Origin of the sequence: Rhizobium sp. Pop5 (assembly GCF_024721175.1) — a bacterium.
Classification (GTDB): Bacteria; Pseudomonadota; Alphaproteobacteria; order Rhizobiales; family Rhizobiaceae; genus Rhizobium.
Genome location: NZ_CP099399.1, coordinates 2,558,806 through 2,583,077 on the forward strand (window position 1 = coordinate 2,558,806; position 24,272 = coordinate 2,583,077).

Sequence of the window (24,272 nt, forward strand, 5' to 3'; positions counted from 1 at the left end):
CCCCAAAAAATAACTTTCATCTTCAAAAGCGACGCTTGCGCGAAGCTGTCTGCGCCGTTTCAGGCCTTTGTCCGGCCTCTCACGCATTAGAGCATCATTATGGTTAATGAAGTGTTTACTTTCGTTAACTTTTCGCTTGGAACTTCGCGGCCTTTTACCTTTTGCTTATTGCGCAACCATTCCCTCGCCCTCCAGGAATGAACCGGCGCGGAAACGAAAAACCACATGGCTTCAATGACATATCGAACTGCGCTCTTTCGCAGAGAAAACAGCATAGGAGTAAGGCGCCATCTCTTGGCCGCATACCGGCAACAGTGCGGCGGCGATCAGCGCCTCGATTGATTAATGCAGAAAGCCGCAGCGCTCGGCCGCCGCTTTTCTGTTGATGCCGATATCGCTTCCGGCTAGCGAAGGCGCATGGGTGAGCAGGGAGAAGATCATGCGATGCCTCGTCACCGGCGCTGCCGGCTTCGTCGGTAGTCCGCTCGTCAAACGGCTGCAGGTAGAGAAGATTTGCGATCTTGTGGTCACCACGAGATCCCAGACCTCTGCCTTTGCGCCTGATGTCGGCCATTTTCCGATTGAAATAACTGAGGGAACTGACTGGATGGCGGCGCTTGACGGCGTCGACGTCATCGTCCATCTCGCCGCCCGCGTTCACATCATGAACGACCGAGCGGCAGATCCGCTCGCCGAATTCCGCCGGACAAACACCGCCGCCACGCTGAATCTTGCCGAACAGGCCGCACGCGCGGGTGTGAAGAGATTCGTCTTCGTCAGCACCATCAAGGTCAACGGCGAAGAGAATAATCGGCCGTTCCGCTACGACGATACGCCGAAGCCGATCGATCCCTATGGCATTTCGAAGCTGGAATGCGAAATCGGCCTGCGCGAAATCGCAGCGCGCACCGGCATGGAAGTCGTCATCATCCGCCCGCCGTTGGTCTACGGCCCCGGCGCACGCGGCAACTTCGCCCTGCTCGTCAATCTTGTCCGCAAGAAACTGCCGCTCCCCTTCGCTTCGCTGAGGAACCGCCGCACGCTCGTCGCCGTGCAAAATCTCGTCGATCTGATCATCACCTGCATGGGCCATCCCGCCGCCGGAGGAGAGACCTTCCTTGCCGGAGATGGCGAAGACCTCTCGACACCAGAACTCGTTCGGGGGATCGCCGTAGGGCTCGGCGTCAAACCGGCGTTGCTCTCCTTCCCGCCTGCCCTTCTGCACTTGGCCGCAAAGGCGGTGGGGAAGGAAGCCGTCTATCAGCGCCTCTGCAGCTCGCTGCAGGTCGACATCTCCCACACGCGCGACGTACTCGGCTGGTCGCCCGTCGTCACGCCGCGCGAAGGCCTGAAGCTCGCGGTGAAGTAACCGCTATTCGCTCGTCACACCCTGGAACGGGCGCACTTCGCGGCCGGGCATGAAGACGCCGAGGCGCTTGATTTCCCATTCGAGCTTGATGCCGTCTTTCTCGAACACTTCGCGGCGCACCTGTTCGCCGAGATATTCGAGATCGTAACCGGTCGCCTGCCCCATGTTGATCATGAAGTTGCAATGAAGCGACGACATCTGCGCCCCGCCGATGACAAGGCCGCGGCAGCCGGCTTCGTCGATCAGTTTCCAGGCCGAATGGCCGGGCGGATTCTTGAAGGTCGAGCCGCCGGTCTTCTCGCGCACCGGCTGCACCGTCTCGCGGTGATTGCGCACCGCATCCATCTCGGCGCGGATTTGGGCACGGTCCTCGGGATAGCCCTCGAACAGCACTGAGGTGAAGATCAGATCGGGGGATGCGGTGGAATGCCGGTAGGAATAGCCCATCTCGGCATTGGAAAGCACATGCTTGTTGCCCTTGCGGTCGACCGCGTTGACCTCGACCAGCCGCTCGCGCGTCTCGACGCCGTTCGCGCCGGCATTCATGCGCGCCGCGCCGCCGATGCCGCCGGGAATGCCGTAAAAGAAATGGAAGCCGCCTATGCCGTTGTCCATCGCCATCGCCGCGACATGCTTGTCCGGGCAGATAGCGCCGGCAAGGATGCGGTTTTCACCGGCAAGCTCGACGAAGCCGAAGCCTTTGGCCGACAGGCGCAGCACGACGCCGGGAATGCCGCCGTCGCGCACCAGGATGTTGGAGCCGACGCCGACCACCGTCAGCGGCACCTCTTCGGGTAGGATCTTCAGGAAGGCGACGAGGTCATCGACGTCATGCGGCTGGAACATCAGCTCGGCGAGCCCCCCGGCCCGGAACCATGTGACGCGATCCATGGGGGCATCCGGCGTGATACGGCCACGGATATCCTTTACACCGTCTCCGAGAGACGCGAGAAGCTTTTCCCCATTCACCTGTTTCATGCGGACTTTCCCGATAGGCCTTCCAGTTGCTTGGGCAGCGCAGCCGCCCAGGATGTGATGCTCCCAGCCCCCAACAGAACCACGAAATCACCAGGCTTTGCAACCTCCGCAATCATCTGCGGCAGAAGCTCGGCCGACGCAAGGAAGCGAGCGTCGCGATGACCGCCGGATTTGATGCGGGAGACGAGTGCCGCCGAATCGACGCCTTCGATCGCATCCTCGCCTGCCGCATAGACCGGGGCCAAAAAGATGCTGTCTGCATCGTTGAAGCAGGCGGCGAATTCCTCGAACAGGCTCGCAAGGCGGCTGTAGCGGTGCGGCTGGTGGACGGCGATGATGCGGCCCTTGCAGGCTTCGCGGGCGGCGCGCAGCACCGCCTTGATCTCGACAGGGTGGTGACCGTAGTCGTCGAAGATCTGCACCCCGTTCCATTCGCCGGTCAGCGTGAAGCGGCGCTTGACGCCGCCGAAGGAGGCAAGACCCTTGGCGATGTCGGCGCTCGATATGCCGAGGCGGTTGGCAACGGCGATCGCCGCCGTGGCGTTGGAAATATTGTGGCGCCCGGGCATCGGCATGACCAGCCCCTTGAGCTCGATCACCTGGCCGGTACGGCGGCGGCGGATTTCGACGTCGAAGATCGAGCGCGTGCCGTCGATGCGCACGTTCTTGAAGCGCACGTCGGCCTGCGGGTTCTCGCCATAGGTGATGATCTTGCGGTCCTCGATTCGGCCGACCAACGACTGCACCTCGGGATGGTCGAGACACATGACGCCGAAGCCGTAGAACGGCACGTTCTCGACGAACTGCCGGAAGGCGGCGCGCACCGCGTCGAAATTGCCGTAGTGGTCGAGATGCTCGGGATCGATATTGGTGATGACGGCGACATCGGCCGGCAGCTTCAGGAACGTGCCGTCGGATTCGTCGGCCTCGACCACCATCCACTCGCCCTCGCCCATTCGGGCATTTGTGCCGTAGGCGTTGATGATGCCGCCGTTGATGACGGTCGGGTCGAGCCCGCCGGCTTCGAGGAGGGTCGCGACCAGCGAGGTCGTCGTCGTCTTGCCGTGCGTGCCGCCGATGGCGATCGCATTGCGGAAGCGCATCAGCTCGGCAAGCATTTCGGCGCGGCGCACCACCGGCAGCAGCTTTTCGCGCGCGGCGATGAGTTCCGGGTTACTCTTCTTGATCGCCGTCGAGACGACCACGACCTCGGCGTCGCCGAGGTTTTGGGCGCGGTGGCCGACGAAGACCTCGATACCCTTGTCGCGCAGGCGCTGCACGTTGGCGCTGTCGGACTGGTCCGATCCCTGCACCTTATGGCCGAGATTGTGCAGCACCTCGGCGATACCGCTCATGCCGATGCCGCCGATGCCGATGAAATGGACGAGACCGATCGCCTTCGGCAGTTTCATGTGCGTGTCCTCTTGAATTCTGAGACTGTCTTGCCGGCGGCAATAGCCTCAACCATGTCGGCAAGCAAGTTCGCGGCATCCGGTTTTCCCGCACGCTTGGCCGCGGCCGCCATGCCCGCGAGCTTTTCCGGATCGTTCATCACATGGCCCAGAATGGAGGCAATGCGTTCGGGCGAAAGCTCGGCCTGCACGATCACCTTCGCTCCGCCGGTTGCGGCAAGTGCGGCGGCGTTGGCCGCCTGGTCGTGGTCGAGCGCATGTGGATAAGGCACCAATACCGCCGGGCGCCCGATCACGGAGATTTCCGAAACCGTCGACGCGCCGGAGCGGCAGATCACCAGATGCGCTTTCGCGAGACGTTCCGCCATATCATTGAAAAACGGCGCGATATCGGCGCCCATCTGCAACTGCGCCACGCAGCCGCGCACCATCTCCATATCCTCGGGACGGACCTGTTGCGTGACTCGCAGCCTTTCGCGCAGCACGTCGTCGAGCAGGCTGATCGCCGTCGGCATCGCCTTGGAAAAATATTGCGCACCCTGGCTGCCGCCGAAGACGACGAGATTGAACGGCTCTCCGGGATGCGAAGGCAGATAAGGCTGCTCGGCCGCGGCAAGGATCGCCGGGCGCACGGGATTTCCCGTCGCAATCGTCTTGTCGGAGAAAGCGCCGCCGCTTTCCGGCAGGAAACCGCCGGCAATCGCTTTGACGCGCGGAGCCAGGGCCTTGTTGGCGCGCCCCATGACGGCATTCTGCTCATGCAGCATCGAGGGCACGCCGAGGCGCGTTGCGGCAAGCAGCGGTGGCACGGTGGGATAACCGCCGAAACCGACGACGATGACGGGTTTCAGCCGCTGGATCAGCCTCTTTGCCGCCCGCATTCCGCTCCAGAGCGTCCACAGCGACCGGGCGACGGCAACCGGGTTCTTCGAGCCGATCGTCGCCGACGGCACGACATGGATTTCCTCGGCCGGGAACTTGCCGGCATAACGCTCGGCCCGGCTGTCGGTCACGAGATGCACCGAATAGCCGCGCTCCTTCAGCTTGAAGGCCAGCGCCTCCGCCGGGAATACATGGCCGCCGGTTCCTCCCGCGGCAAGCAGCACGATGCCCTTGCTCATAAGCTTTACTCCGCCGGCATGCCGTGCGGGACGCGGAAGAGGCTCCGGTCCTGCGCGCGCTTTTCCGGTCGATGGCGTGTCAGTGCCAGAATGAAGCCGGCGGTGACGCAGATCGCCACCATGGACGAACCGCCGTAGGAAATCAGCGGCAGCGTCATGCCCTTTGCCGGCAGCAGTTCGAGATTGACGCCGACATTGATGATCGACTGGATGCCCATCTGCAGCACCAGGCCTGCGACGGCGAAGCGGTTGAAGTCGTTGCGCTCGCGATAGGCATGCGAAAGGCCGCGCAGCACGAGCACGGAAAACAGCGCGACGAGCGCCATGCAGAAGACGATGCCGAATTCCTCGGCCGCGACCGAGAAGATGAAGTCGGTATGCGCATCCGGGATGATCCGCTTGACGATGCCCTCGCCTGGGCCCTGGCCGAACCAGCTGCCGCGGATGATCGCCTCGCGCGCGGTGTCGATCTGGAACGTGTCACCCTCGCCGGTCATGAACTTATCTATTCGCAGCGCCACGTGCGGGAAGACGTAATAGGCGGTGAACAGGCCGCCGACCCCGCCGACGCCGAGAAGCATGATCCATATCCACGGCATGCCAGCCATGAAGAACATTCCGCCCCAGACGGCCGTCGTCAGGATGGTCTGGCCAAGGTCCGGCTGCGCGACGAGAAGAGCCGCGACGATGCCGAACAGGATGATGGCGAAGAGATTGCCTGGAATTTCCGGCTGGCGCGCATGTTCGGCAAACAGCCAGGCGCAGACCACGACGAAGGCGGGCTTCATGAATTCCGACGGCTGGATGGAAAGGCCGGCAATCCAGATCCAGCGCCTGCCGCCCTTGACCTCCTGTCCGACGAACAGCACCAGCACCATCATCGCGAGCGAGATGATCAGCAGCAGGATCGCAGTGCGCCGCACCTGGCGCGGCGTCAGGAAAGACAGCCCGAGCATGACGGCGATCGACGGGATCATGAAGGCCGCGTGACGCTTGACGAAGTGGAAAGGCTCGAGCCCGATGCGCTCGGCAACCGCGGGAGATGCCGCAAACGACAGCATGAAGCCGATGCCCATCAGGAAGATGAACATCGCCAGGAAGAAGCGGTCGATGGTCCAGAACCAATCGGCCAGAGGCCCACGTTCCGCGCGGCTTACCATGTCATTTCTCTCCTGTTGCCGGACCGATCAGCATCGTCATTCCGTCAAGTGCCGCCACGTGGCTGACAAAGGCATCGCCCCTGACTTCGAAGTTCTTATACTGGTCGAAGCTTGCGCAAGCCGGGGATAACATCACGACGGCAGCGGCAGCCTCGTCGCGCTCCACATCCGCCGCCGCATGCGCAACCGCCCGCTCCAGCGTGCCTGATATCTCGTAAGGCACGGCCTCGCCGAGGGTCGCGGCAAATTCCGCCGCCGCCTCGCCGATCAGATAGGCCTTGGCGATGCGCGGGAAATAGGGCGCGAGTGTTGTGATGCCGCCTGATTTCGGCAGGCCGCCGGCAATCCAGTAGATGCGATCATAGCTCGAAAGCGCGGGCGCCGCGGCATCGGCATTGGTCGCCTTGGAATCGTTGACGAAAACCACGCGGCCGCGTCTGCCGACAGGCTGCATACGGTGTTTGAGACCGGGAAACGAAGCAAGGCCGGCGCGGATCTCGGCCGCGGAAACGCCGACGGCAAGGCAGGCGGCGACGGCGGCTGCGGCGTTCTGAGCGTTGTGGTTACCGCGCAGCGTCTGGATGCCGTCGAGATCGGCAAAAGGTAGCATGGCGCCGCCGGCGGCCTGAACGAGTTTCGTGCCCTCGGCATAGATGCCCGACGCCACCACGTTGCGGCGCGAAATGCGGACCACGGTGACGCCTGCCCGCTCGACGCGGTCGGCGATCAGCGCCGAATGGCTGTCATCGATGCCGACGATCGCCACGTCGCTGCCGGCGACCAGGCGCTCCTTGACGTCGGCATAATGCTGCATGGTGCCGTGACGGTCGAGATGATCGGGCGTCAGGTTGAGCAGGATACCGGCGGAAGGGTTCAGCGTCGGCGCGAGATCAATCTGGTAGGAAGAGCATTCGACGACGAAATAACGGCCCGCTTTCGGCGGATCGAGCGTCAGCACCGCCGTGCCGATATTGCCGCCGAGCTGCGTGTCGTAGCCCGCGGATTTCAGGATGTGGGCGATCAGCGCCGTCGTCGTCGACTTGCCATTGGTGCCGGTGATGGCGATGAAGGGGCAATCAGGCGCATGGGCGCGGCGCTCGCGCACGAAGAGCTCGACATCGCCGACGATGTCGACGCCCGCCGCCCGCGCAAGATCGACGGTCCAGTGCGGCTTCGGATGGGTGAGCGGCACGCCGGGCGACAGCACGAACAGCGCCTGCTGGCTCCAGTCGATCGTGTGCAGATCCTCCGTCCGGATGCCTTCCGCCGAAGCCTTGGCGACGCTGTCGGGATTGTCGTCCCAGGCAGTCACGTCGGCGCCGCCCGCGATCAGCGCGCGGGCGGTGGCAAAACCGGAGCCGCCGAGCCCGAAGAGCGCGACCTTCCTGTCCTTGAGCGTCGTGACCGGGATCATCGCCGCCTCACCTGAGCTTCAGCGTCGAGAGGCCGAGCATGGCAAGGCCGACGGCGATGATCCAGAAGCGGATCACCACCTGGCTCTCGGTCCAGCCCTTCTTCTCGAAATGGTGATGGATCGGGGCCATCAGGAAGACGCGCCGGCCGGTCATCTTGAAGAAGCCGACCTGAATGATCACCGAAAGCGTCTCCATGACGAAGAGGCCGCCGATGATAGCCATGACGATTTCGTGCTTGGTGGCGACAGCGACGGTGCCGATCGTGCCGCCGAGCGCCAGCGACCCGGTGTCGCCCATGAAGATGGCGGCGGGCGGCGCGTTGAACCAGAGAAAGCCGAGGCCGGCGCCGATGACGGCGCCGAGCACGACGGCAAGCTCGCCGGTGCCGGGCACGAAATTAATCTGCAGATAGTTCGCAAACACCACGTTGCCGGCGAGGTAGGCGATGACGCCGAAGGAAGCGGCAGCGATCATGACAGGCACGATGGCAAGCCCGTCGAGGCCGTCGGTCAGGTTCACGGCATTGCCGGCGCCGACGATGACGAAGCCGCCGAAGACGACGAACATGATGCCGATATTGATCATGAAGTCCTTGAAGAAGGGAAAGGCGATCGAAGAACCGAAGGTCGAACCTGCTATTCCCGAGGCAAGCGCGGTGCGCATCATGAAGTAGACGGCGATGCCGGCGATGACGAATTCGATGCCGAGTCGCGCCTTGCCGGAAAAGCCCTTATGGCTCTGCTTGGTCACCTTGAGGTAGTCGTCATAGAAGCCGATCGCGCCAAAGCCCAGCGTCACCAGCAGCGTGGCGACGACATAGACGTTGGAAAGATCGGCCCAGAGCAGCGACGCGCCGACGATGCCGGCAAGGATCATCAGCCCGCCCATGGTCGGCGTGCCGGCCTTCTTGAAATGCGTCTGCGGCCCGTCGGCGCGGATCGGCTGGCCCTTGCCCTGGCGGATGCGCAGCGAATTGATGATCGTCGGCCCGAACAGGAAAACGATCAGGGCTGAGGTGAAGAGAGCGGCGCCCGTGCGGAAGGTAATATATCTGAACAGGTTCAGAAATTTGAAATATTCCGACAGTTCGACAAGCCAGATCAGCATTCAGGGCCCCTTGTTACCCGGTCAAAGTTCGCGTTGCGTGTCGGAAAATGCCGGGAACTTGTCAAGAAGCGCGGCGACGATCCTGCCGAAACCGATGCCCAGAGACGATTTCACCATCAACACGTCGCCCGGAGCGACCGAGTTCAACACGTAGTCGGTCAATTCGCTGGTATTCTCGCGGTATTCGACATGGACGCTTTCCGGCAGTGATTCCTTCAGCGCAGCCATCTCGGCGCCCGCAAGCCAGACATGTTCGATGCCGGCCGCAAGCAGCGGTCCGGCGAGATCGGTATGGACCTTCTCGGCATATTCGCCCATCTCGAGCATGTCGCCGAGCACGGCGATGCGGCGTCCGCGGCCGGCCGGCTCGGAGGCCGCCAGCAGCGCGATCGCCGCGCGCATCGAGGCCGGATTGGCATTGTAGCTCTCGTCGATCAGCGTGAAGCTGCCGCGACCGCCGCCGATCGAAAGCCGGTGGCGCTTGCCCCGGCCCTTTTCCGGCTTCAAGGTCGCAAGCGCCTCGATCGCTCCCTGCATGTCGGCGCCGACGATCCTGACGACACCCAGAGCGGCGAGCGCATTCTCGGCAATGTGACGGCCGGGCGCGCCGATCGCAACCTCCAGCGTCTCGCCGCCGATCGTCAGCCATAGCGTCGAATTTTCGTCCGATCCGTTGAATTCCGCGAGCCGGTATTCGGCCTTGGCGTGCTGGCCGAAGGAATGGATATGTTCGATGCCGAGCGACTGCGCCGTGCGGTCGAGGAAATTGAACTGGTCGTTGTCGCGGTTGAGCACGACGTGGCCGCCGGGTTCGAGCCCTTCGAAGATCTCGGCCTTGGCGGCGGCGATCTCCTTGATGCTCTTGAAATTGCCGAGATGAGCCGGCGCGATCGTCGTGATGACGGCGACATGCGGACGGATCATCGCCACCAGCGGGCGGATCTCGCCCGGATGGTTCATGCCCACCTCGAAGACGCCGTAATCCGTATCGGCAGCCATCCGCGCCAGCGTCAGCGGCACACCCCAGTGATTGTTGAAGGAGGCGACGGAAGCATGCACCTTGCCGGAGGGCGACAGGACGTGCCGCAGCATCTCCTTGGTGGTGGTCTTGCCGACCGAGCCGGTAACGGCGATGATCTTCGCCTGCGAGCGCTCGCGCGAGGCCTGCCCCAGCCGTCCGAGCGCCGCCAGCACGTCTTCCACGACGATCATCGGCACCGTCAGGCGGCCCATGGCGGGAAGCCTCGCTTCGCTGACGACGAGCAGGGAAGCGCCGTTCGCCACGGCCATCGACGCGTAATCGTGACCGTCGACACGGTCGCCCTTGATCGCGAAGAAGGCTTCGCCTGGTGTAATCGAGCGGCTGTCGATGGAAATGCCGGTGATGCCCTCGGGCAGAGTGCCGAAGGGGCGCCCCGCCATCGCTGCGATCATGTCTTCGGTCGTCCAGAGCCAGCTCAAGATTTCAGTTCCTCCAAGGCCTTGCGCACCTCCGCATGATCGGAGAACGGCAATGTGACGCTCCCGATCGTCTGTCCTTCTTCATGCCCCTTGCCGGCGACGATCAGTGTGTCGCCTGACTTCAGCATGCCGACCGCCTCGCGGATCGCCTTGGCGCGATCCCCGATTTCCGAAGCGCAGCTTGCTGCCGCCATGATCTCCGCCCGGATCGAGGCCGGCTCCTCCGAACGCGGATTGTCGTCGGTGACGATGACGATATCGGCAAGGCGGCAGGCGATGTCGCCCATGATCGGCCGTTTGCCGCGGTCACGGTCGCCGCCGCAGCCGAAGACGACGACGACGCGGCCTGTCGTGAACGGCCGGACCGAATTCAGCACGTTTTCCAGCGCGTCCGGCTTATGGGCGTAATCGACATAAGCAAGCGCACCGTCCTTTGTATGACCGACGAGTTCGAGACGGCCGGAGGCGCCGACGAGCTTCTCCAGCGCAGCCATCGCAACCTTCGCCGCAACGCCGGTCGACATGGCAAGCCCTGCCGCGACTAGCGCGTTGGCAACCTGGAAATCGCCGGCCAGCGGAATATCCACCTCGAAGATCTCGTCGCCGATATGGATCTCGGCCGTCTGCTTGTGACGGAAGTGCTCGACCCGTTTCAGCGTGAGATAATCGCCCTTGCGCCCGACGGAGCGAACATCGTGGCCCGCATCGGCCGCCGCCTTGATCGCCTCAGCCGACCACGGATCGTCCGCGAAGATGACCGCCGGCGAACCCTTCGGCAGCAGAGTATCGAAAAGCCGCATCTTGGCGGCCATATAGGCTTCGACCGTCGGATGGTAATCCATATGGTCGCGGCCGAGATTGGTGAAGGCGGCCGCCGTAAGCTTCACGCCGTCGAGCCGGCATTGGTCGAGGCCGTGGCTGGACGCCTCCATCGACGCATGCGTGACACCTTCGTCGGCAAGCTCTGCAAGCAGCTGATGCAACGACACCGGATCGGGGGTCGTCAGCGCGCCATATTCGTTGCGCTTGGGAGAGACGACGCCTGTTGTGCCGATCATCGCGGCCGGATGACCCGCATGCGCCCAGATCTGCCGGGTAAACGAGGCGACCGACGTCTTGCCCGCGGTGCCGGTGACGGCGACCATGGTCTCGGGCTGCCTGCCATAGAAACGCGAGGCGGCAATGGAAAGGAAGCGGCGCGGTTCCTTGACCGCAAGCACCGGGATGGAAGCATCGACCGCCTGGGAGGCGATCGCGACGGCAGCTCCCCTGCCCGTGGCATCGGCGATGAAACCCGCACCATCAGCCTTGGTGCCGGCGACCGCAACGAAGGCATAACCCGGCGCTACCCTGCGGCTGTCCGAAGACAGGCCTGAAATATCAAGCAGGCCCGCCGGGCCTTCGAGCTGTGCTTCAATTTCCGGAAACTGATCTCCGGCCAGGTCTCGCAATTTCATCGAATGCACTTTTCCCTCTTGAAGCCGGTCCGCACCTTGCGAATCGGCGTCGGTATTCATTCACATTCAATAAGACACCAGCAAGGCCGATCCGCCCTCCCCGAATTTCGGCTCGATGCCGAGAATGGGAGCCGCACGGCTGATAATCTCGCGGGCGATCGGGCCTGCCGTACCGGCGGAGATCGTTCCGCCATATTGCTTCTCGCCGGTCTTCGGCTCGTCGCAGAAGGTAATCACCGCGTATTTGGGATCGTTGATCGGGAATGCGGCGATGAAGGAATTGAAGTTCAACGTCGGCGAATAACGCCCGTTCACCACCTTGTCGGCCGTGCCGGTCTTGCTGCCGACGGCGAAGCCCGGCACGCGGGCGACGCGGCCGGAGCCCTTGAAACCGTTAACGTCGAGGAGATAGCGGATCTGGTCGCTGGTCGACTTCTTGATGACCTGCGTGGCGATCTGATCAGCCTCATCGCGTGTGCGCGGCAGGAATGTCGGCTCGATCAGCTTGCCGCCGTTGACGAGGGCGGCAGCGGCCACGCCCGTCTGCAGCGCCGTCGTCGAGACACCATGGCCGAAGGAAATCGTGATCGAGTTGATCTTCTTCCAGACCCGCGGCTGGCTCGGCATCTTCACTTCTGGCAGTTCGGTCTGCATCTTCGTCAGCAGGCCTAACTTGGTCAGGTAGTCCTTCTGCGCGTCGATGCCGACGATGTCGATGACGCGCGCCGTGCCGATATTCGAGGAATACTGGAAGATTTCGGGAACGGTCAGCCAGCGGCGCTGCCCGTGAAAATCGTGGATGGTGAAGCCGCCGATATAGATCGGCTTGCTGGCGTCGAAAGTGTCCGACATCTTCACCTTGCCGGTGTCGAGCGCCATCGCCAGCGAAAAGGTCTTGAAGGTCGAGCCCATTTCGAAGGTGCCGTTGGTCATGCGGTTGAGCCAGCCGTCCTTGGCGCCTTCCTGCGGATCGTTCGGATCGAAATCCGGCGCCGATGCCATGGCGAGCACCTCACCGGTGTGCACGTCGATAACAGCAGCACCGGCACCCTTGGACTGGAAATTGTTGACGGCGTTGACGACGGCGTCGCGCACGATGTTCTGCACGCGCAGGTCGATCGAAAGCCGCACCGGCTCGAGCGGCTGGTCGCTGGTCATGCCGACCGAGGCGAGATCGGCGAGCCCCTGGTCGTCGATAAATTTCTCCATGCCGGCGACACCGCGATTGTCGATGTTGACGTAGCCGAGAATGTGAGCGGCGGTCGATCCGCCCGGATAGAAGCGGCGCTTCTCCGGCCTGAAGCCGATGCCGGGAATGCCGAGCGCCAGGATCTGGCTCTGCTGCTTCGGCGTCAGCTGCCGGCGCAGCCAGGCGAAATGCGAAGTCTTGACGGAAAGCTTCTTATAAGTGTCTTTGGCGTCGAGTTCGGGCAGAACGGAAGAAAGCTTCTCGACCGCCTCGTCCACGTCGACGATCTTGTTCGGCTCGGCAAACAGCGAGACGGTGCGGATATCTGTTGCCAGCACCTCGCCGTTGCGGTCCAGAATATCGGGGCGCGAGGCCATCAGCCGGTCGGGCGGCAGAATGCTGGAGACGACCTCCTGGTCCTTCATCGCATATTCGACCAGGCGGCCGCCGATGACGGCGTAGACGCCCATGAACCCCATGATCAACAGGCCGACGCGGCTTTTCGCCTGTCCGGATTTTTTCTTGCGCGACCCCTCGATCGGCATGCCGGCGGACGGGCCGCCGAAACGGTTATAAACGCCGGCGGAGAAATGCGCCTGGCTCTTCAGGACCATGATCCGGGAAAGAAACGACATTATTCCACCGACCCCGTTTCGATCGCGTCTGCATCTGCGTCTGCGTCTGCGTCATCCTCCGCCCCACCATCAGGCTTGACGGCCCCGTGCAGTTCCACTGCGCCACGCTGCGCGGGCGTCGGAACGGGTTGCGCCTTGGAGGGGCCGGCAGCACCTTTGGCGCTCGCCACAGTTGCGCCCTTGGCACCTGCAGCACCATCCGCTTTGGCCTCCGTCACGTCAGGCACGGGAACCTCGGATTTCAGCATCGGCAATTCCTTGGCATGCACCAGCGCCGTCGATTCCGTCGGCTGCAGCTGCAACTCGTCATTATAGGCCTTGACCAGCCGCTCCAGGCGGTTCGGCTGCGATTGCAGTGCCCAGTCGGCCTTCAGGAGGTCGATCGTATCCTTCTCGAGCTTGATCTCGGCTTCGAGGCGGTGAACCTCATCGAGCTTCAATTCCGCGCGGTGCTTGATCGTGTAGGTGACGGCGGCAGCTGCCGTCATGACGCCGATGAGCACGAGATCGAACGTTTTCAGCATATCAACCTCCAAGCTTTCCGAGACTGGCAAGATTGGGAAATCCAAAGAGCGACATATCGGCGGCCTCGGCGGCGGCGTCCGTTCTCAGGCCGGCGCGCAGCTTGGCGGACCGGGCGCGCGGATTGGCCTCGGCCTCCGCCTCGCTTGCCGAAACCATCGGCTTGCCGATCGCCGTAAAGGTTGCGGCGCGCTCATGAGCGACCGGCAGGTGCCGCGACCCCGACGCCTTGCCGGCGCGGTCGGAAAAGAACTTCTTGACGATGCGGTCTTCGAGCGAATGAAAGGTGACGACGACGAGCCGTCCGCCGGGCTTCAGCGCCCGCTCCGCCGCAAACAGCGCCTGGGCCAGCTCCCCGAGTTCGTCATTGACGAAGATGCGGAGCGCCTGGAAGACGCGCGTCGCCGGATGGATCTTGTCCTTCATCTTGCGGGGGGTGACGAGTTCGATGAGGCCGGCGAGATCGCGCGTCGTCTCGAAGGGTTTTTCCTCGCGTCGCTTCTCGATCGCATGCGCGATGCGCGGCGACTGGCTCTCTTCGCCGAGAAAATGGAAGATGCGGATGAGATCGGCGACCTTGGCGCGATTGACGACATCGGCGGCCGAAACACCCTCCGCCGACATACGCATGTCGAGCGGCCCGCTCTTCTGGAAGGAGAAACCACGCTCAGCTTCATCGATCTGCATGGAGGAAACGCCGATGTCGAGCACGACACCATCGAGCCCGCCCTGCGGCGCATGATCGGCAAGATGCGAGAATTGCGAATGAATGAGCTTGAGGCGACCGCCATGGGCGGCGACCAGCGCCTGCCCCGCTGCGATCGCGCTGGGATCACGATCGAGTGCGATTACCTCGGCGCCGGCCGCAAGGATGGCCTGGGTGTAACCGCCCGCACCGAAGGTACCGTCGAGAATGAGCTTGCCGGGCACAGGCGCAAGCGCGGCGAGAACTTCTTCAAGTAGAACCGGAATGTGGCGAACCGGTCCGCCACCGGCATCAGTTGAACCTCCGCCAGGATTCGCCACCATTCCGTTCCCTCGTCCTTTCAGGAACGCTTGCCCGCCAGCTTGCGCTCCCCTCGTGCCTGCGCCTGCGCAGCCAGAAATGCTGTCGGCTGCCAAAGCTGAAAATGATCCGCCCGACCGACGAAGGTCACTTCGTCCGAGATGCCGGTGAAGTCGCGGATGAAATCCGTAACCATCAACCGCCCTTCGGCGTCGAGCTTCATGAAGACCCCGCCCCCGTGAATCAGAAGCGACATCTCGTTCGCATCCGGCGAAAACGGATCTTCCGCAGCAATCTGCCGCTCGAATCTTTCGAGGAGATCCGAGCCGCCGACGCTGATCGCCGGAAACACAAAGTCCTGAAAGCAATAGAGCTCCTGGACATTGCGCTGCGCCAGCACGGAACGGAACGCCGAAGGCACGGAAACCCTGCCCTTGGCATCGATCCTGTTGGTCGCATTCGAAAGGAAGCGGCTCATGACACAAAACATCCGTTCCCGCAGGGATCCGGACCAAAAGACGCCCGAAAGTCCCAATATCAGGCACAGCTTCGCAAGCCGGATGAGCAAAATCCCGTCCGGCCCTCCCCAAGAGGGAGTCGCCATTGCTTTGCGATGAACGGGCAGATGATTGCCCCGGTGCAGTGCACATTTGGGATAGCATGGGACCATATGGGCGTCAATGGGATACGCCCATTTTGCAATGGACGCATAATCAAAAATTTATAAGCCGTTAAGTTTAACAAAGGGTTAGGATCGCCCCTCAGAAGTGGGGCGCAACGGTGCTATCGCAAAAAGAATTTGCCGCCCCTGGGGCGCATCAGCATTCGCTTGAAAACATTCGATTTCAGCAGCTTATCTGAAGGAGATCCTTGAAAAACAGGATTTATCGCGCCACAAAAGTTAATCGCCAGTTGGCCTGTAAGCCGGGTTCTGTATGGCTCCGGCGTGAACCGGAACGTGGCAGCCATTCCTCTGGGACAGCGCTCGCACGCTGCCTCACGCAACCCACCCGGATGACTGGCCTGGAAACCGGCCGGAAGGCCTTTCGGCCCGCCGCGTCATCCCTATTCGGTCTTGCTCCCGGTGGGGTTTACCGTGCCATTTCCGTTGCCGGAGATGCGGTGGGCTCTTACCCCACCCTTTCACCCTTACCTGTCATGACAGGCGGTTTGCTTTCTGTGGCACTTTCCCTGAGGTCGCCCTCGCCGGACGTTATCCGGCACCGTGTTTCCGTGGAGCCCGGACTTTCCTCACCTTACCGCCTTTCGGCATTGGTAAAGCGCGGCTGCCCGGCCAACTGGCAGGGCTCCCATAAACGAGAGAGAACGCAATTGCCATCGAAATAAGCGATATCGCTTAACGAAATTGCGGTGTGAAATCCGTGGAGTAGCCCTGCTGACTGATTCTGCCTGACAAAAGCAGCTCGGCTCCGAGCCTGCCGATTTCGTCCGAGCTCTTGGCCGAAGTGCCGGCGCAGCCCGTCAGCACGGCAATGCTGGGCGAAGAGGTATAACCGATCATCGGATAGCCGCTCTGCGTAAACGAGACGACACAGGCGGCCGTCGAAACCGACAGCGGCCTGATATCGGGCACGAGACCTTCAACGACGCGCTGCAGATGCGCGCGCACGCTGTCGCGCCCTTCGGTCCTGAACCAGGCCCGCATCTCGGCATCGCCGCTCAGCGTCACATCGTCGGGGTCGCCGCCGATCTTCAGATAGAATTTGCCGTCGGGATAACGGATTGGCGGCAGGAGATAGATATGGATATCAGGTGTATCGAGAATGAGCGACGGCATCGCGGCAAGACGCGCGGCTTCCGCCTCGCCAACCTCGAACAGCGTCACGGTCCGGGCGTAAACCGTCATGGCAACGGGCCGCGGCAAGAGATTCTCCGCAATGGAAAATCCGCCCGCCGCCAGCAGCACCTTTTCAGCGCGATAAGTAACCCCTCCGGCAGTCCTGACGGTGGCAAACCCGCCCTCTTCGCGGATCGAGACGACATGGTCTGAAATGACGGTGGCACCCGCCCTTTCCGCCAGCAGCGACTGCGCCTTGACCAGCTTGCGCGGGCTGATGTGTCCCGCGCCCCTCGCCTCGAAGACGCCCGCGGCGCCATCGGGAAAGGCAAAATAGGGAAAGGCGGCCTTCAGCCCGGCCCCATCGTGAAGACTGGTTTCGACACCGAGCGAGGCCGCCGCCTGCCTGGTTCTCTCGAGATAGTCGCTTCCATCAGGCGCGACGACGACGCAACCGGCCTCGCGATAGAAAGCGATGCCGCTCTCGCTGGCGATCTCGCCGTAGCGGCCGATCGAACGGTTGGCGAGCAGCGCCCAGTTGCGGTCGGGATCGATGGTGCGGGTGATGCGCCCCTCGTCGTAATGGCTGGCGAAGACGCCCTGATGCTGACTGCGATCAGCCGGCTCGTCCGGGCCGATGACCGCCACGCCATCCGTCTGCCGCGCCAGATGACGCGCGGCGGCCGCTCCCATGAGCCCGCGGCCGACAACGATATATTTGAAATCGACTGCCATCATCTTTCCCCTCAGGCGAAAACCGGCGTCAGCTCGCGGCCGAAATCCTCATCCCCGAGCCGTCCCCCTGTCAGAAGCACGGCGCCCAGCCGTCCGAGTTCGTCGGAGGATTTGGCCGCGACGAAATTGCCGCCGGTAAGCACTCCGATGCGCGGCGATTGGGTGAAGCCGGCATAGGGATAACCGGTCGCCGTGAAATTCGCCACGCATGGGCCCGATGTAACCGAACAGCCGGCAAGCTCAGGCATCAACTGCAAGGCTATGCGCGAGAGGTGATCGCGCTCGGCCGCACTCCCATCGGATCGGAACCACGCGCCGGCATCCTCCAGTTTCCGGAAAGAGAGCGCCTCGGTATCGCCGCCAAGCTTCAGATAGGTCTTGCCGTCGGGATAACGCACCGGCGGCAGAATATAAATGTGGTCCTCCTCCCGATCGCCGAACACGATGGTCGACGGCATATTGCCGAAGATCGCCATCTCGCGCTCGCCCATTTCGTAGAAGGCAACCGTGCGCCCCACGACCCTGGTATCGACAGGACGCGGCAGCAGGGTGTGGAAATTGCTGAAGCCGCCGGCCGCGACCAGCACCCGCTCGGTTCTGTAGTTTCTGCCGCCGGCCGTCACCTCGACATGCGAACCCGCGTCGCGCACCGATGTCACGGTTTCCTCGATCAGAGAGACGCCGCCCCGTTCGGCAAGGCGCGCCTGCGCCCGCACCAGCGCCCGCGGGTTGATATGCCCGGCGCGCTTGCGCTCGAAATATCCCGAGAAATCGGCATCGACAGCAAGATAGGGGAAACGCCGGCCGAGATCCGCCGGCGCGATGGCCTCGATATAGCTGCCGAGCGTCCGGCTGACGGCTATGGCATTGCGAAAAAAGTCCTGTTCGGCCTTCCCCGGACCGACGTAGAGGCAGCCGACCTCGGAATAGAAGGAAATGCCGCTCTCTGCCTCGATCTCGCGGTAGCGGCCAAGCGCGCGGGCGGCGAAGGTTCCCCAGGCCAGATTGGCATCGAAGGTGCGGGTAATGCGCGCTTCGTCATAGTGGCTGGCAAAGACGCCGTGATGGGCCTTGCGTTCCTCCGGCTCGCGCGGGCCGATCAGCGCGATGCCGTCGGCCATCGAGGAGAGATGCCGCGCGGCAGCCGCCCCCATCATGCCGCGCCCGATGACGATGAACCTGAAATCGACTGCCATTTCCACCTCATTGCGAGGTGGCCCACCTCGTTTCGAGGCTGGGATATCACGGCAAGCACGCTGATTCATATTGCAAAATTGCAGCAAGAGATATCGCGTGCACTTGCCGGCTCTGCTCAGTCGAGCATCGCCAGCACCTTGCCGCAATAGGTCTTCGACACCGGGTTCATGCGAGTTGCAGCATGGCCGGCATTGTATTTGAGGATGGTGTTGCAGGTCTCCCCGCCGCCGAGCTGATGGGCGGCCGCCAGGTATTTCATGCCGTATTTGATATTGGTCTCGGGGTCGAACAGACCCTTCCTCGTGCCGAAATAGCCCATCATCCGAGCCGTTGCCGGCTTGATCTGCATCAGGCCGATTTCGCCGGCGCTGCCCCGCGCTTTCGGATTGAAATTGCTTTCGACGCGAATGACGGCCTGGGCAAGTGCGACGGGCACGTCGTATTCAGCGGCATATTTGTTGATCAGCGCCGCATAGGGAACGGTGGTGGAGAAGTCCGGCATCGCATACCCGCTCTGGCGATCGACGGTCTTCAGCGGGATGGTTTGCGCCCTGACACCCCAGTCATCATTCGCCGAGGCAAAGCTATACCCTGCCAGCAGCATGCAGAAGCACGCCGCAGCACCAATAATCAAATTTTTCATATAGTCTATTCACTCCGACCCAAAGAATTTCAGGACTGCGCGCCTCGCCGTCATCCGGTCATACGCGATCAAGGACTGATCGCGCCCGCAGAAATTCTTATCGTTTCATTTGGCACTCGCGGTTACACTTGAAACCAGCCGCGAGCGCTGTTCAGCGGGCGTCCTTAGACCATCGCAATGAGGAGATAATAGGGAAATGATGTGGCGCAGCGGATTTCTGGGCCGGAGCAGGAAAATGGTCGAGAAATCGGGGCTTTGCCGTCAGGAATAACGCGGCAGCGCCGACAGCAGCCGATGCAGCGTGTCGATGGTCGAGAAATCGGCGATCCCGTCCACCCGTTCGGGACGGAAATGGCGCTGGAAGGCTTCCACGTCGCCGGCCGTCTTCTCGGAGAATTCACCCGTAATTTCAGTGCCGTAACCATAGAGCGACAACATCGATTGCAGCGCTTCGACCGGTTGGCCGGCGTCGCCACGCTGGAAGAAGCGCCCGCCGGTGATCCTTGCCGGCTCGACCCAGTGCCCGACGCCCGCCTGATGAAGCTGGCCCCAGGGAAATTTCTCACCCGGATCGACCTTGCGGACCGGGGCGACATCGGAGTGGCCAAGCACCCGTTCCGGCGCGATCGACCAACGTTTGACACAGTCGCGACACAATTCGATCACCGCGACGATCTGCTCTTTCGGATAGTCGGGAAGGCCGCCGGGATGGCCGGCATTGGCGATCTCGATGCCGATCGACAGCGAATTGATGTCCGTCTCGCTGTGCCAGCTGCTCTTGCCCGCATGCCAGGCGCGCCGCGCCTCCGGCACGAGTTGCACCACGTCGCCGTTCTCGTGCACGAAATAGTGGCTTGAAACCTGGCTTTCGGCGCGGCAGAGCCAGTCGAGCGCGCCTTCCGGCGTCGGCATGCCGGTATAATGCAGCAGGATCATATCGGGACGACGCCCGTGCGCCCGCTCGCCATGGTTCGGCGACGGCCGCACGGATGCGCTTCGGTAATCGGCCTCGAAAGAGGTCATGCGGCGCGGCGTTCCTTCTCGATCGCCGCATAGGCCGCGTTCAGCGCCGCCATACGCTCGTTGGCGATCACATGGAACTCCTTGGGCACGCCGCGCGAAATCAGCCGATCGGGATGATGTTCGCTGACGAGGCCATGGTAGCGGCGGCGGATCGTCGGGAAATCATCCGATGGCGACACGCCGAGCACCTTGTAGGGATCGCCGTCGGAAAAGACGTGGCGGGCGGCGATCTGCTCGAAGCGGGTCTCGCTCATCTGGAAGATCTCGGCGATATGACGGAGGAAACTCAGTTCCTTCTCGTGGACCAGCCCATCGGCCTTGGCGATGTGGAAGAGGCCGTCGAGCACGTCTTCGAGCACCGGGCAATTGGCCGCGCAGCTGACGCAGAGAGAAGAAAGCCGCTCGGCATAGGCTTCGTAGCCGGCGACGTCCTGGCGCGCGAGATTATAGAGCCTGGCGACGTTCTTTGCCTGATCCGCCGGAAACTCGAAGATTTCGCGGAAGGCTTCGACCTCTTTCTCGCTGACGACGCCGTCAGCCTTGGCCATCTTGGCCGAAAGCGCGATGATCGCCACGGAGAACGCCACTTTGCGCCGTGTCTCCGGATCGCCTTCGAAAACCGTCCGGATGGCCTCGACCACCGCGGAGAGCGCATTGCCCGCGGTATTGCCAATGGCATTCAACAGTTTTTCCCAGAAGGACATCGAAGATCTCTCGCATGCTTGGTTACAAGCAAACAGCTTGACCAAAGAATCTGAGCCTTTGCAAGGCAGCTATTGGTCGTAGGATCGAAAACAGTTTTCACGATTCGGTAATTATTGCATCGCAGCATGCGATGCATCGACCCACGCCATCGTGGATAAGCGCCATTCTCTCCGGCTCGCCAATCAGCCGATTTCCACAAAAGCTTGCCGACAGGCAGGCGGGGCTTGAAACGATTATATTGCCGCTTCCATCGGCCTTTGCTGTCCGCAGCCGCAGAAAGGCGCGTTTTTCGTAAATTCTTTACTTTACAGTGCCCTTTCCCTGCCGCATCCATGCGCTAGCTACGCTGCCGCATAGAAACACCGCAGGAGGGTTCCATGGCCAAACAGAAAGTCGCAATGCTGACCGCCGGAGGCCTGGCGCCCTGTCTTTCCTCCGCCGTCGGCGGCCTGATCGAGCGCTACAGCGACGTCGCACCCGAGATCGACATCGTCGCCTACAAGTCCGGCTACCAGGGCGTACTGCTCGGCGACCGCATCGAGATCACCCGCGACATTCGCGAAAAGGCGCCGCTGCTGCACCGCTACGGCGGCTCGCCGATCGGCAACAGCCGCGTCAAGCTCACCAATGCCGCCGACTGCGTCAAGCGCGGCCTGGTCAAGGAAGGCGAGAACCCGCTCAGGGTCGCCGCCGAACGCCTCGCCGACGACGGCATCACCATTCTCCATACGATCGGCGGCGACGACACTAACACGACAGCTGCCGACCTTGCCGCCTATCTCGCCGCCAACGGCTACAATCTCACTGTCGTCGGCCTGCCGAAAACCGTCGACAACGACGTCGTACCGATCCGCCAGTCGCTCGGCGCCTGGACCGCCGCCGAAGTCGGCGCGCATTTCTTCGACAATGTCAGCAACGAGCAGACGGCAGCACCCCGCACCCTCGTCATCCACGAGGTCATGGGCCGCCATTGCGGATGGCTGACGGCCGCCACCGCCCGCGCCTATCTCCAGCGCACCAGCCGCAACCAGTATGTCGACGGCCTGATGATGGATGCGCATCTGAAGAGCATCGATGCCGTCTACCTGCCTGAAATGGCCTTCGACCTCGATGCCGAGGCCGCGCGCCTGAAGGACATCATGGACCGTACCGGCCACGCCACGGTCTTCGTCTCGGAAGGCGCCTGCCTCGACGCTATCGTCGCCGAGCGCGAAGCCGCCGGCGAGACCGTCAAACGCGACGCCTTCGGCCATGTAAAGATCGACACGATCAATGTCGGCGCCTGGTTCCAGAAGCAGTTCGCCAACCTGCTCGACGCCGAACGTTCCCTCGTGCAGAAGTCGGGCTACTTTGCCCGTTCGGCCCCGGCCAACGGCGACGATCTCAGGCTGATCCAGAGCATGGTCGATCTCGCCGTCGAGAGCGCCCTCAATAAGATCTCCGGCGTCACCGGTCACGATGAAGCCCAGAACGGTAAATTGCGCACTATAGAATTCCCGCGCATCAAGGGCGGCAAGGCTTTCGACCTGTCTACGGCATGGTTTGCCGAAGTCATGGACAATATAGGGCAGAAATACAAAGAAGCGTGATTGACGGATCGTTAATATGATGTCTTTGCTTCTTCCTGAGGAATAGGAGGAGACACCATGTCGCTTGAAGCCTGGATCGCTTTTGCGGCCGCATCGGCCATCATGCTGGCCATACCGGGGCCGACGATACTGCTCGTCGTCTCCTATGCGCTTGGCCATGGCCGCAAGACGGCGTTCGCGACGGTGAGCGGTGTGGCGCTCGGCGACTTCACGGCGATGACGGCTTCCCTCTTCGGGCTCGGCGCGGTGCTCGCCACCTCTGCCGCCCTCTTCACCGTCCTGAAATGGATCGGCGGCGCCTACCTGATCTGGCTGGGAATCAAGCTCTGGCGGGCTCCGGTGATCGGCGAGCCCGTCGCCGACAACGACAATCTGCCGGAGGAAAAGTCCCTCAAGATCTTCCTGCACGCCTATGTCGTCACCGCCCTCAACCCGAAGAGCATCGTCTTCTTCGTCGCCTTCGTGCCGCAGTTCCTCAACCCCGCCCTGCCCTTCTTCGGGCAGATGGCGATCATGGAAGCGACCTTCCTCGTCTTGGCGATCCTCAACGCCTCCACCTATGCGCTTCTCGCCCATGCCGCCCGCGGACTGATTCGCAAGGCGAGCGTCCAGCGCGCCGTAAACCGCACCGGCGGCACTTTGCTCATCGCCGCAGGCGCCGTAACGGCCGGGTATCGCCGTATTGCAGCTTAGTAACATTCCGTGGTTGCCGGAAAGCCACGAATAGGTTAATGGGGTCGGCGGGGCTTAAGGTATTTAGTAACTTTTATACGCTGCCGGGGCGGCGCGATTTCACGAAAGTGACGGAATGGTAGCGATCGGATTGTCCGGCCTAAAACGCGGTCTTGTCGTTTCCACGATGCTCTGCTGCGGCGTGGTGACGGGGTGCTCGAGCGTTGAATACACTTCACAGGCCGAACTGACCGCCGCTCAGACCGTGATACCGATGCCGAAACCCGGCGAGGATGCGACACTCGCCGCGATCCCGACGGCCGAAGGCGCTTCCGGCCAGGCAGTCGCCGGCGCCGTTCTTCCCCAGACGCAAACCACTCCCCCGCTGACCGCAACGGCGATGCCGGCCGCTACGGCGTCCCAGCCCGCCGATCTCGGCATTCAGCCGGTAGCCTATGCGCAGATCCCGCTGACGCCCGAGATGACGGCGATCCAGTCCGTCGTGCCGACGCCGCGCCCAGGTGCGCCGGCGCAGCCGACGACGCAGCTTGCCTTTGCCGCAACGCCGCAGAACAGCGCGCTTGCTGCGCTCGCTGCAGTCGATACCACGCCGCGCTCCATGGATTACGGCTTTGACGAATCCGGCCCGATCGATCCGCCGACGGCGCCGCCGATGTTCAGCGACGACGACACCGACGATGCGCCGACTGTCGAGAAGAGCTTCGTCACCAAGCTCATCCAGAAATATTCGAAGATCTACGAAATTCCCGAAACGCTGCTCCACCGCATCGTCCATCGCGAGAGCCGCTACAATCCGAAGGCCTACAACAAGCGTGGCTATTTCGGCCTGATGCAGATCAAATACAACACCGCCAAATCAATGGGCTACGACGGTGCGCCGGGCGGCCTCTTCGACGCCGAGACCAACATCAAATACGCCGCGAAATATCTCCGCGGCGCCTGGCTCGTCTCCGACAACAAGGAAGACGACGCCGTCCGCCTCTATGCGCGCGGCTATTATTACGACGCCAAGCGCAAGGGCATGACCGACGTCGCCCAAGGCAATTACTGACAACGA

21 protein-coding genes and 1 other RNA gene are annotated in these 24,272 nt (G+C 62.5%); 4 read left to right on the forward strand and 18 right to left on the reverse strand.

Annotated elements, in window-relative coordinates; genetic code table 11:
• The first annotated feature begins 439 nt into the window (after nt 1–439).
• Complete coding sequence (locus tag NE852_RS14980) at nt 440–1,369, forward strand: SDR family oxidoreductase (RefSeq protein WP_008531152.1); 930 nt, start codon at nt 440–442, stop codon at nt 1,367–1,369.
• Nucleotides 1,370–1,372: 3 nt separating this feature from the next.
• On the opposite strand, the gene murB is transcribed toward NE852_RS14980, so the two are convergent.
• The 18 genes from murB to NE852_RS15070 all read right to left on the reverse strand — a co-directional run bounded on the left by murB (nt 1,373) and on the right by NE852_RS15070 (nt 20,932).
• Nucleotides 1,373–2,347 (reverse strand): UDP-N-acetylmuramate dehydrogenase, encoded by a 975-nt coding sequence (murB, locus tag NE852_RS14985; RefSeq protein WP_008531151.1) that lies wholly within the window; start codon nt 2,345–2,347, stop codon nt 1,373–1,375.
• Nucleotides 2,344–3,759, reverse strand: a complete 1,416-nt coding sequence (gene murC / locus NE852_RS14990; RefSeq protein ID WP_008531150.1) for a UDP-N-acetylmuramate--L-alanine ligase — start codon at nt 3,757–3,759, stop codon at nt 2,344–2,346. The genes murB and murC overlap by 4 nt, the downstream gene beginning before the upstream one ends.
• Nucleotides 3,756–4,880, reverse strand: a complete 1,125-nt coding sequence (gene murG, locus NE852_RS14995) for an undecaprenyldiphospho-muramoylpentapeptide beta-N-acetylglucosaminyltransferase (RefSeq protein ID WP_008531149.1) — start codon at nt 4,878–4,880, stop codon at nt 3,756–3,758. The genes murC and murG overlap by 4 nt, the downstream gene beginning before the upstream one ends.
• A gap of 5 nt (nt 4,881–4,885) precedes the next feature.
• Nucleotides 4,886–6,040 carry a putative lipid II flippase FtsW gene (gene ftsW, locus NE852_RS15000; RefSeq protein ID WP_008531148.1) on the reverse strand — a complete coding sequence of 385 codons (1,155 nt, stop codon included), beginning with the start codon at nt 6,038–6,040 and terminating at the stop codon, nt 4,886–4,888.
• Between the two features lies 1 nt (nt 6,041).
• Nucleotides 6,042–7,454 (reverse strand): UDP-N-acetylmuramoyl-L-alanine--D-glutamate ligase, encoded by a 1,413-nt coding sequence (gene murD, locus NE852_RS15005; protein WP_258155778.1) that lies wholly within the window; start codon nt 7,452–7,454, stop codon nt 6,042–6,044.
• Between the two features lie 7 nt (nt 7,455–7,461).
• On the reverse strand, nt 7,462–8,562 hold the full coding sequence (gene mraY, locus NE852_RS15010; RefSeq protein ID WP_008531140.1) for a phospho-N-acetylmuramoyl-pentapeptide-transferase: 1,101 nt from the start codon (nt 8,560–8,562) through the stop codon (nt 7,462–7,464).
• Nucleotides 8,563–8,583: 21 nt separating this feature from the next.
• Nucleotides 8,584–10,023 (reverse strand): UDP-N-acetylmuramoylalanyl-D-glutamyl-2,6-diaminopimelate--D-alanyl-D-alanine ligase, encoded by a 1,440-nt coding sequence (locus tag NE852_RS15015; RefSeq protein WP_008531139.1) that lies wholly within the window; start codon nt 10,021–10,023, stop codon nt 8,584–8,586.
• Complete coding sequence (locus tag NE852_RS15020; protein ID WP_258155779.1) at nt 10,020–11,540, reverse strand: UDP-N-acetylmuramoyl-L-alanyl-D-glutamate--2,6-diaminopimelate ligase; 1,521 nt, start codon at nt 11,538–11,540, stop codon at nt 10,020–10,022. The genes NE852_RS15015 and NE852_RS15020 overlap by 4 nt, the downstream gene beginning before the upstream one ends.
• 6 nt (nt 11,541–11,546) lie before the next feature.
• Nucleotides 11,547–13,304: a penicillin-binding protein 2 gene (locus tag NE852_RS15025; RefSeq protein WP_008531133.1), complete on the reverse strand. Its 1,758-nt coding sequence runs from the start codon at nt 13,302–13,304 to the stop codon at nt 11,547–11,549.
• Nucleotides 13,304–13,828: a hypothetical protein gene (locus NE852_RS15030; protein WP_037173149.1), complete on the reverse strand. Its 525-nt coding sequence runs from the start codon at nt 13,826–13,828 to the stop codon at nt 13,304–13,306. The genes NE852_RS15025 and NE852_RS15030 overlap by 1 nt, the downstream gene beginning before the upstream one ends.
• 1 nt (nt 13,829) lies before the next feature.
• The gene (gene rsmH, locus NE852_RS15035) at nt 13,830–14,855 is read right to left on the reverse strand and encodes a 16S rRNA (cytosine(1402)-N(4))-methyltransferase RsmH (protein WP_008531129.1); all 1,026 of its coding nucleotides are present in this window, start codon (nt 14,853–14,855) and stop codon (nt 13,830–13,832) included.
• A gap of 17 nt (nt 14,856–14,872) precedes the next feature.
• Complete coding sequence (gene mraZ / locus NE852_RS15040) at nt 14,873–15,310, reverse strand: division/cell wall cluster transcriptional repressor MraZ (RefSeq protein WP_008531128.1); 438 nt, start codon at nt 15,308–15,310, stop codon at nt 14,873–14,875.
• Nucleotides 15,311–15,736: 426 nt separating this feature from the next.
• An RNA gene (gene rnpB / locus NE852_RS15045) (RNase P RNA component class A) lies at nt 15,737–16,134 on the reverse strand.
• A 55-nt stretch (nt 16,135–16,189) separates the two neighbouring features.
• Complete coding sequence (locus NE852_RS15050; RefSeq protein WP_008531127.1) at nt 16,190–17,365, reverse strand: FAD-binding oxidoreductase; 1,176 nt, start codon at nt 17,363–17,365, stop codon at nt 16,190–16,192.
• 11 nt (nt 17,366–17,376) lie between these two features.
• On the reverse strand, nt 17,377–18,561 hold the full coding sequence (locus tag NE852_RS15055; protein WP_258155780.1) for an FAD-binding oxidoreductase: 1,185 nt from the start codon (nt 18,559–18,561) through the stop codon (nt 17,377–17,379).
• A gap of 116 nt (nt 18,562–18,677) precedes the next feature.
• Nucleotides 18,678–19,205, reverse strand: a complete 528-nt coding sequence (locus tag NE852_RS15060) for a lytic transglycosylase domain-containing protein (RefSeq protein ID WP_008531121.1) — start codon at nt 19,203–19,205, stop codon at nt 18,678–18,680.
• 261 nt (nt 19,206–19,466) lie between these two features.
• Nucleotides 19,467–20,228, reverse strand: a complete 762-nt coding sequence (locus NE852_RS15065) for an N-acetylmuramoyl-L-alanine amidase (RefSeq protein ID WP_008531120.1) — start codon at nt 20,226–20,228, stop codon at nt 19,467–19,469.
• The gene (locus NE852_RS15070; protein WP_008531119.1) at nt 20,225–20,932 is read right to left on the reverse strand and encodes a TerB family tellurite resistance protein; all 708 of its coding nucleotides are present in this window, start codon (nt 20,930–20,932) and stop codon (nt 20,225–20,227) included. Before NE852_RS15070 ends, NE852_RS15065 begins: the two co-directional genes overlap by 4 nt.
• A 378-nt stretch (nt 20,933–21,310) precedes the next feature.
• Here NE852_RS15070 and NE852_RS15075 point away from each other — a divergent pair, with 378 nt between their 5' ends.
• The 3 genes from NE852_RS15075 to NE852_RS15085 all read left to right on the forward strand — a co-directional run bounded on the left by NE852_RS15075 (nt 21,311) and on the right by NE852_RS15085 (nt 24,266).
• Nucleotides 21,311–22,522 carry a pyrophosphate--fructose-6-phosphate 1-phosphotransferase gene (locus NE852_RS15075; RefSeq protein WP_008531118.1) on the forward strand — a complete coding sequence of 404 codons (1,212 nt, stop codon included), beginning with the start codon at nt 21,311–21,313 and terminating at the stop codon, nt 22,520–22,522.
• Nucleotides 22,523–22,579: 57 nt separating this feature from the next.
• Nucleotides 22,580–23,215 (forward strand): LysE family translocator, encoded by a 636-nt coding sequence (locus NE852_RS15080; RefSeq protein ID WP_008531117.1) that lies wholly within the window; start codon nt 22,580–22,582, stop codon nt 23,213–23,215.
• Between the two features lie 115 nt (nt 23,216–23,330).
• A complete protein-coding gene (locus NE852_RS15085) occupies nt 23,331–24,266 on the forward strand; it encodes a transglycosylase SLT domain-containing protein (RefSeq protein WP_258155781.1) in 936 nt (311 codons plus the stop codon).
• The last annotated feature ends 6 nt before the right edge of the window (nt 24,267–24,272 follow it).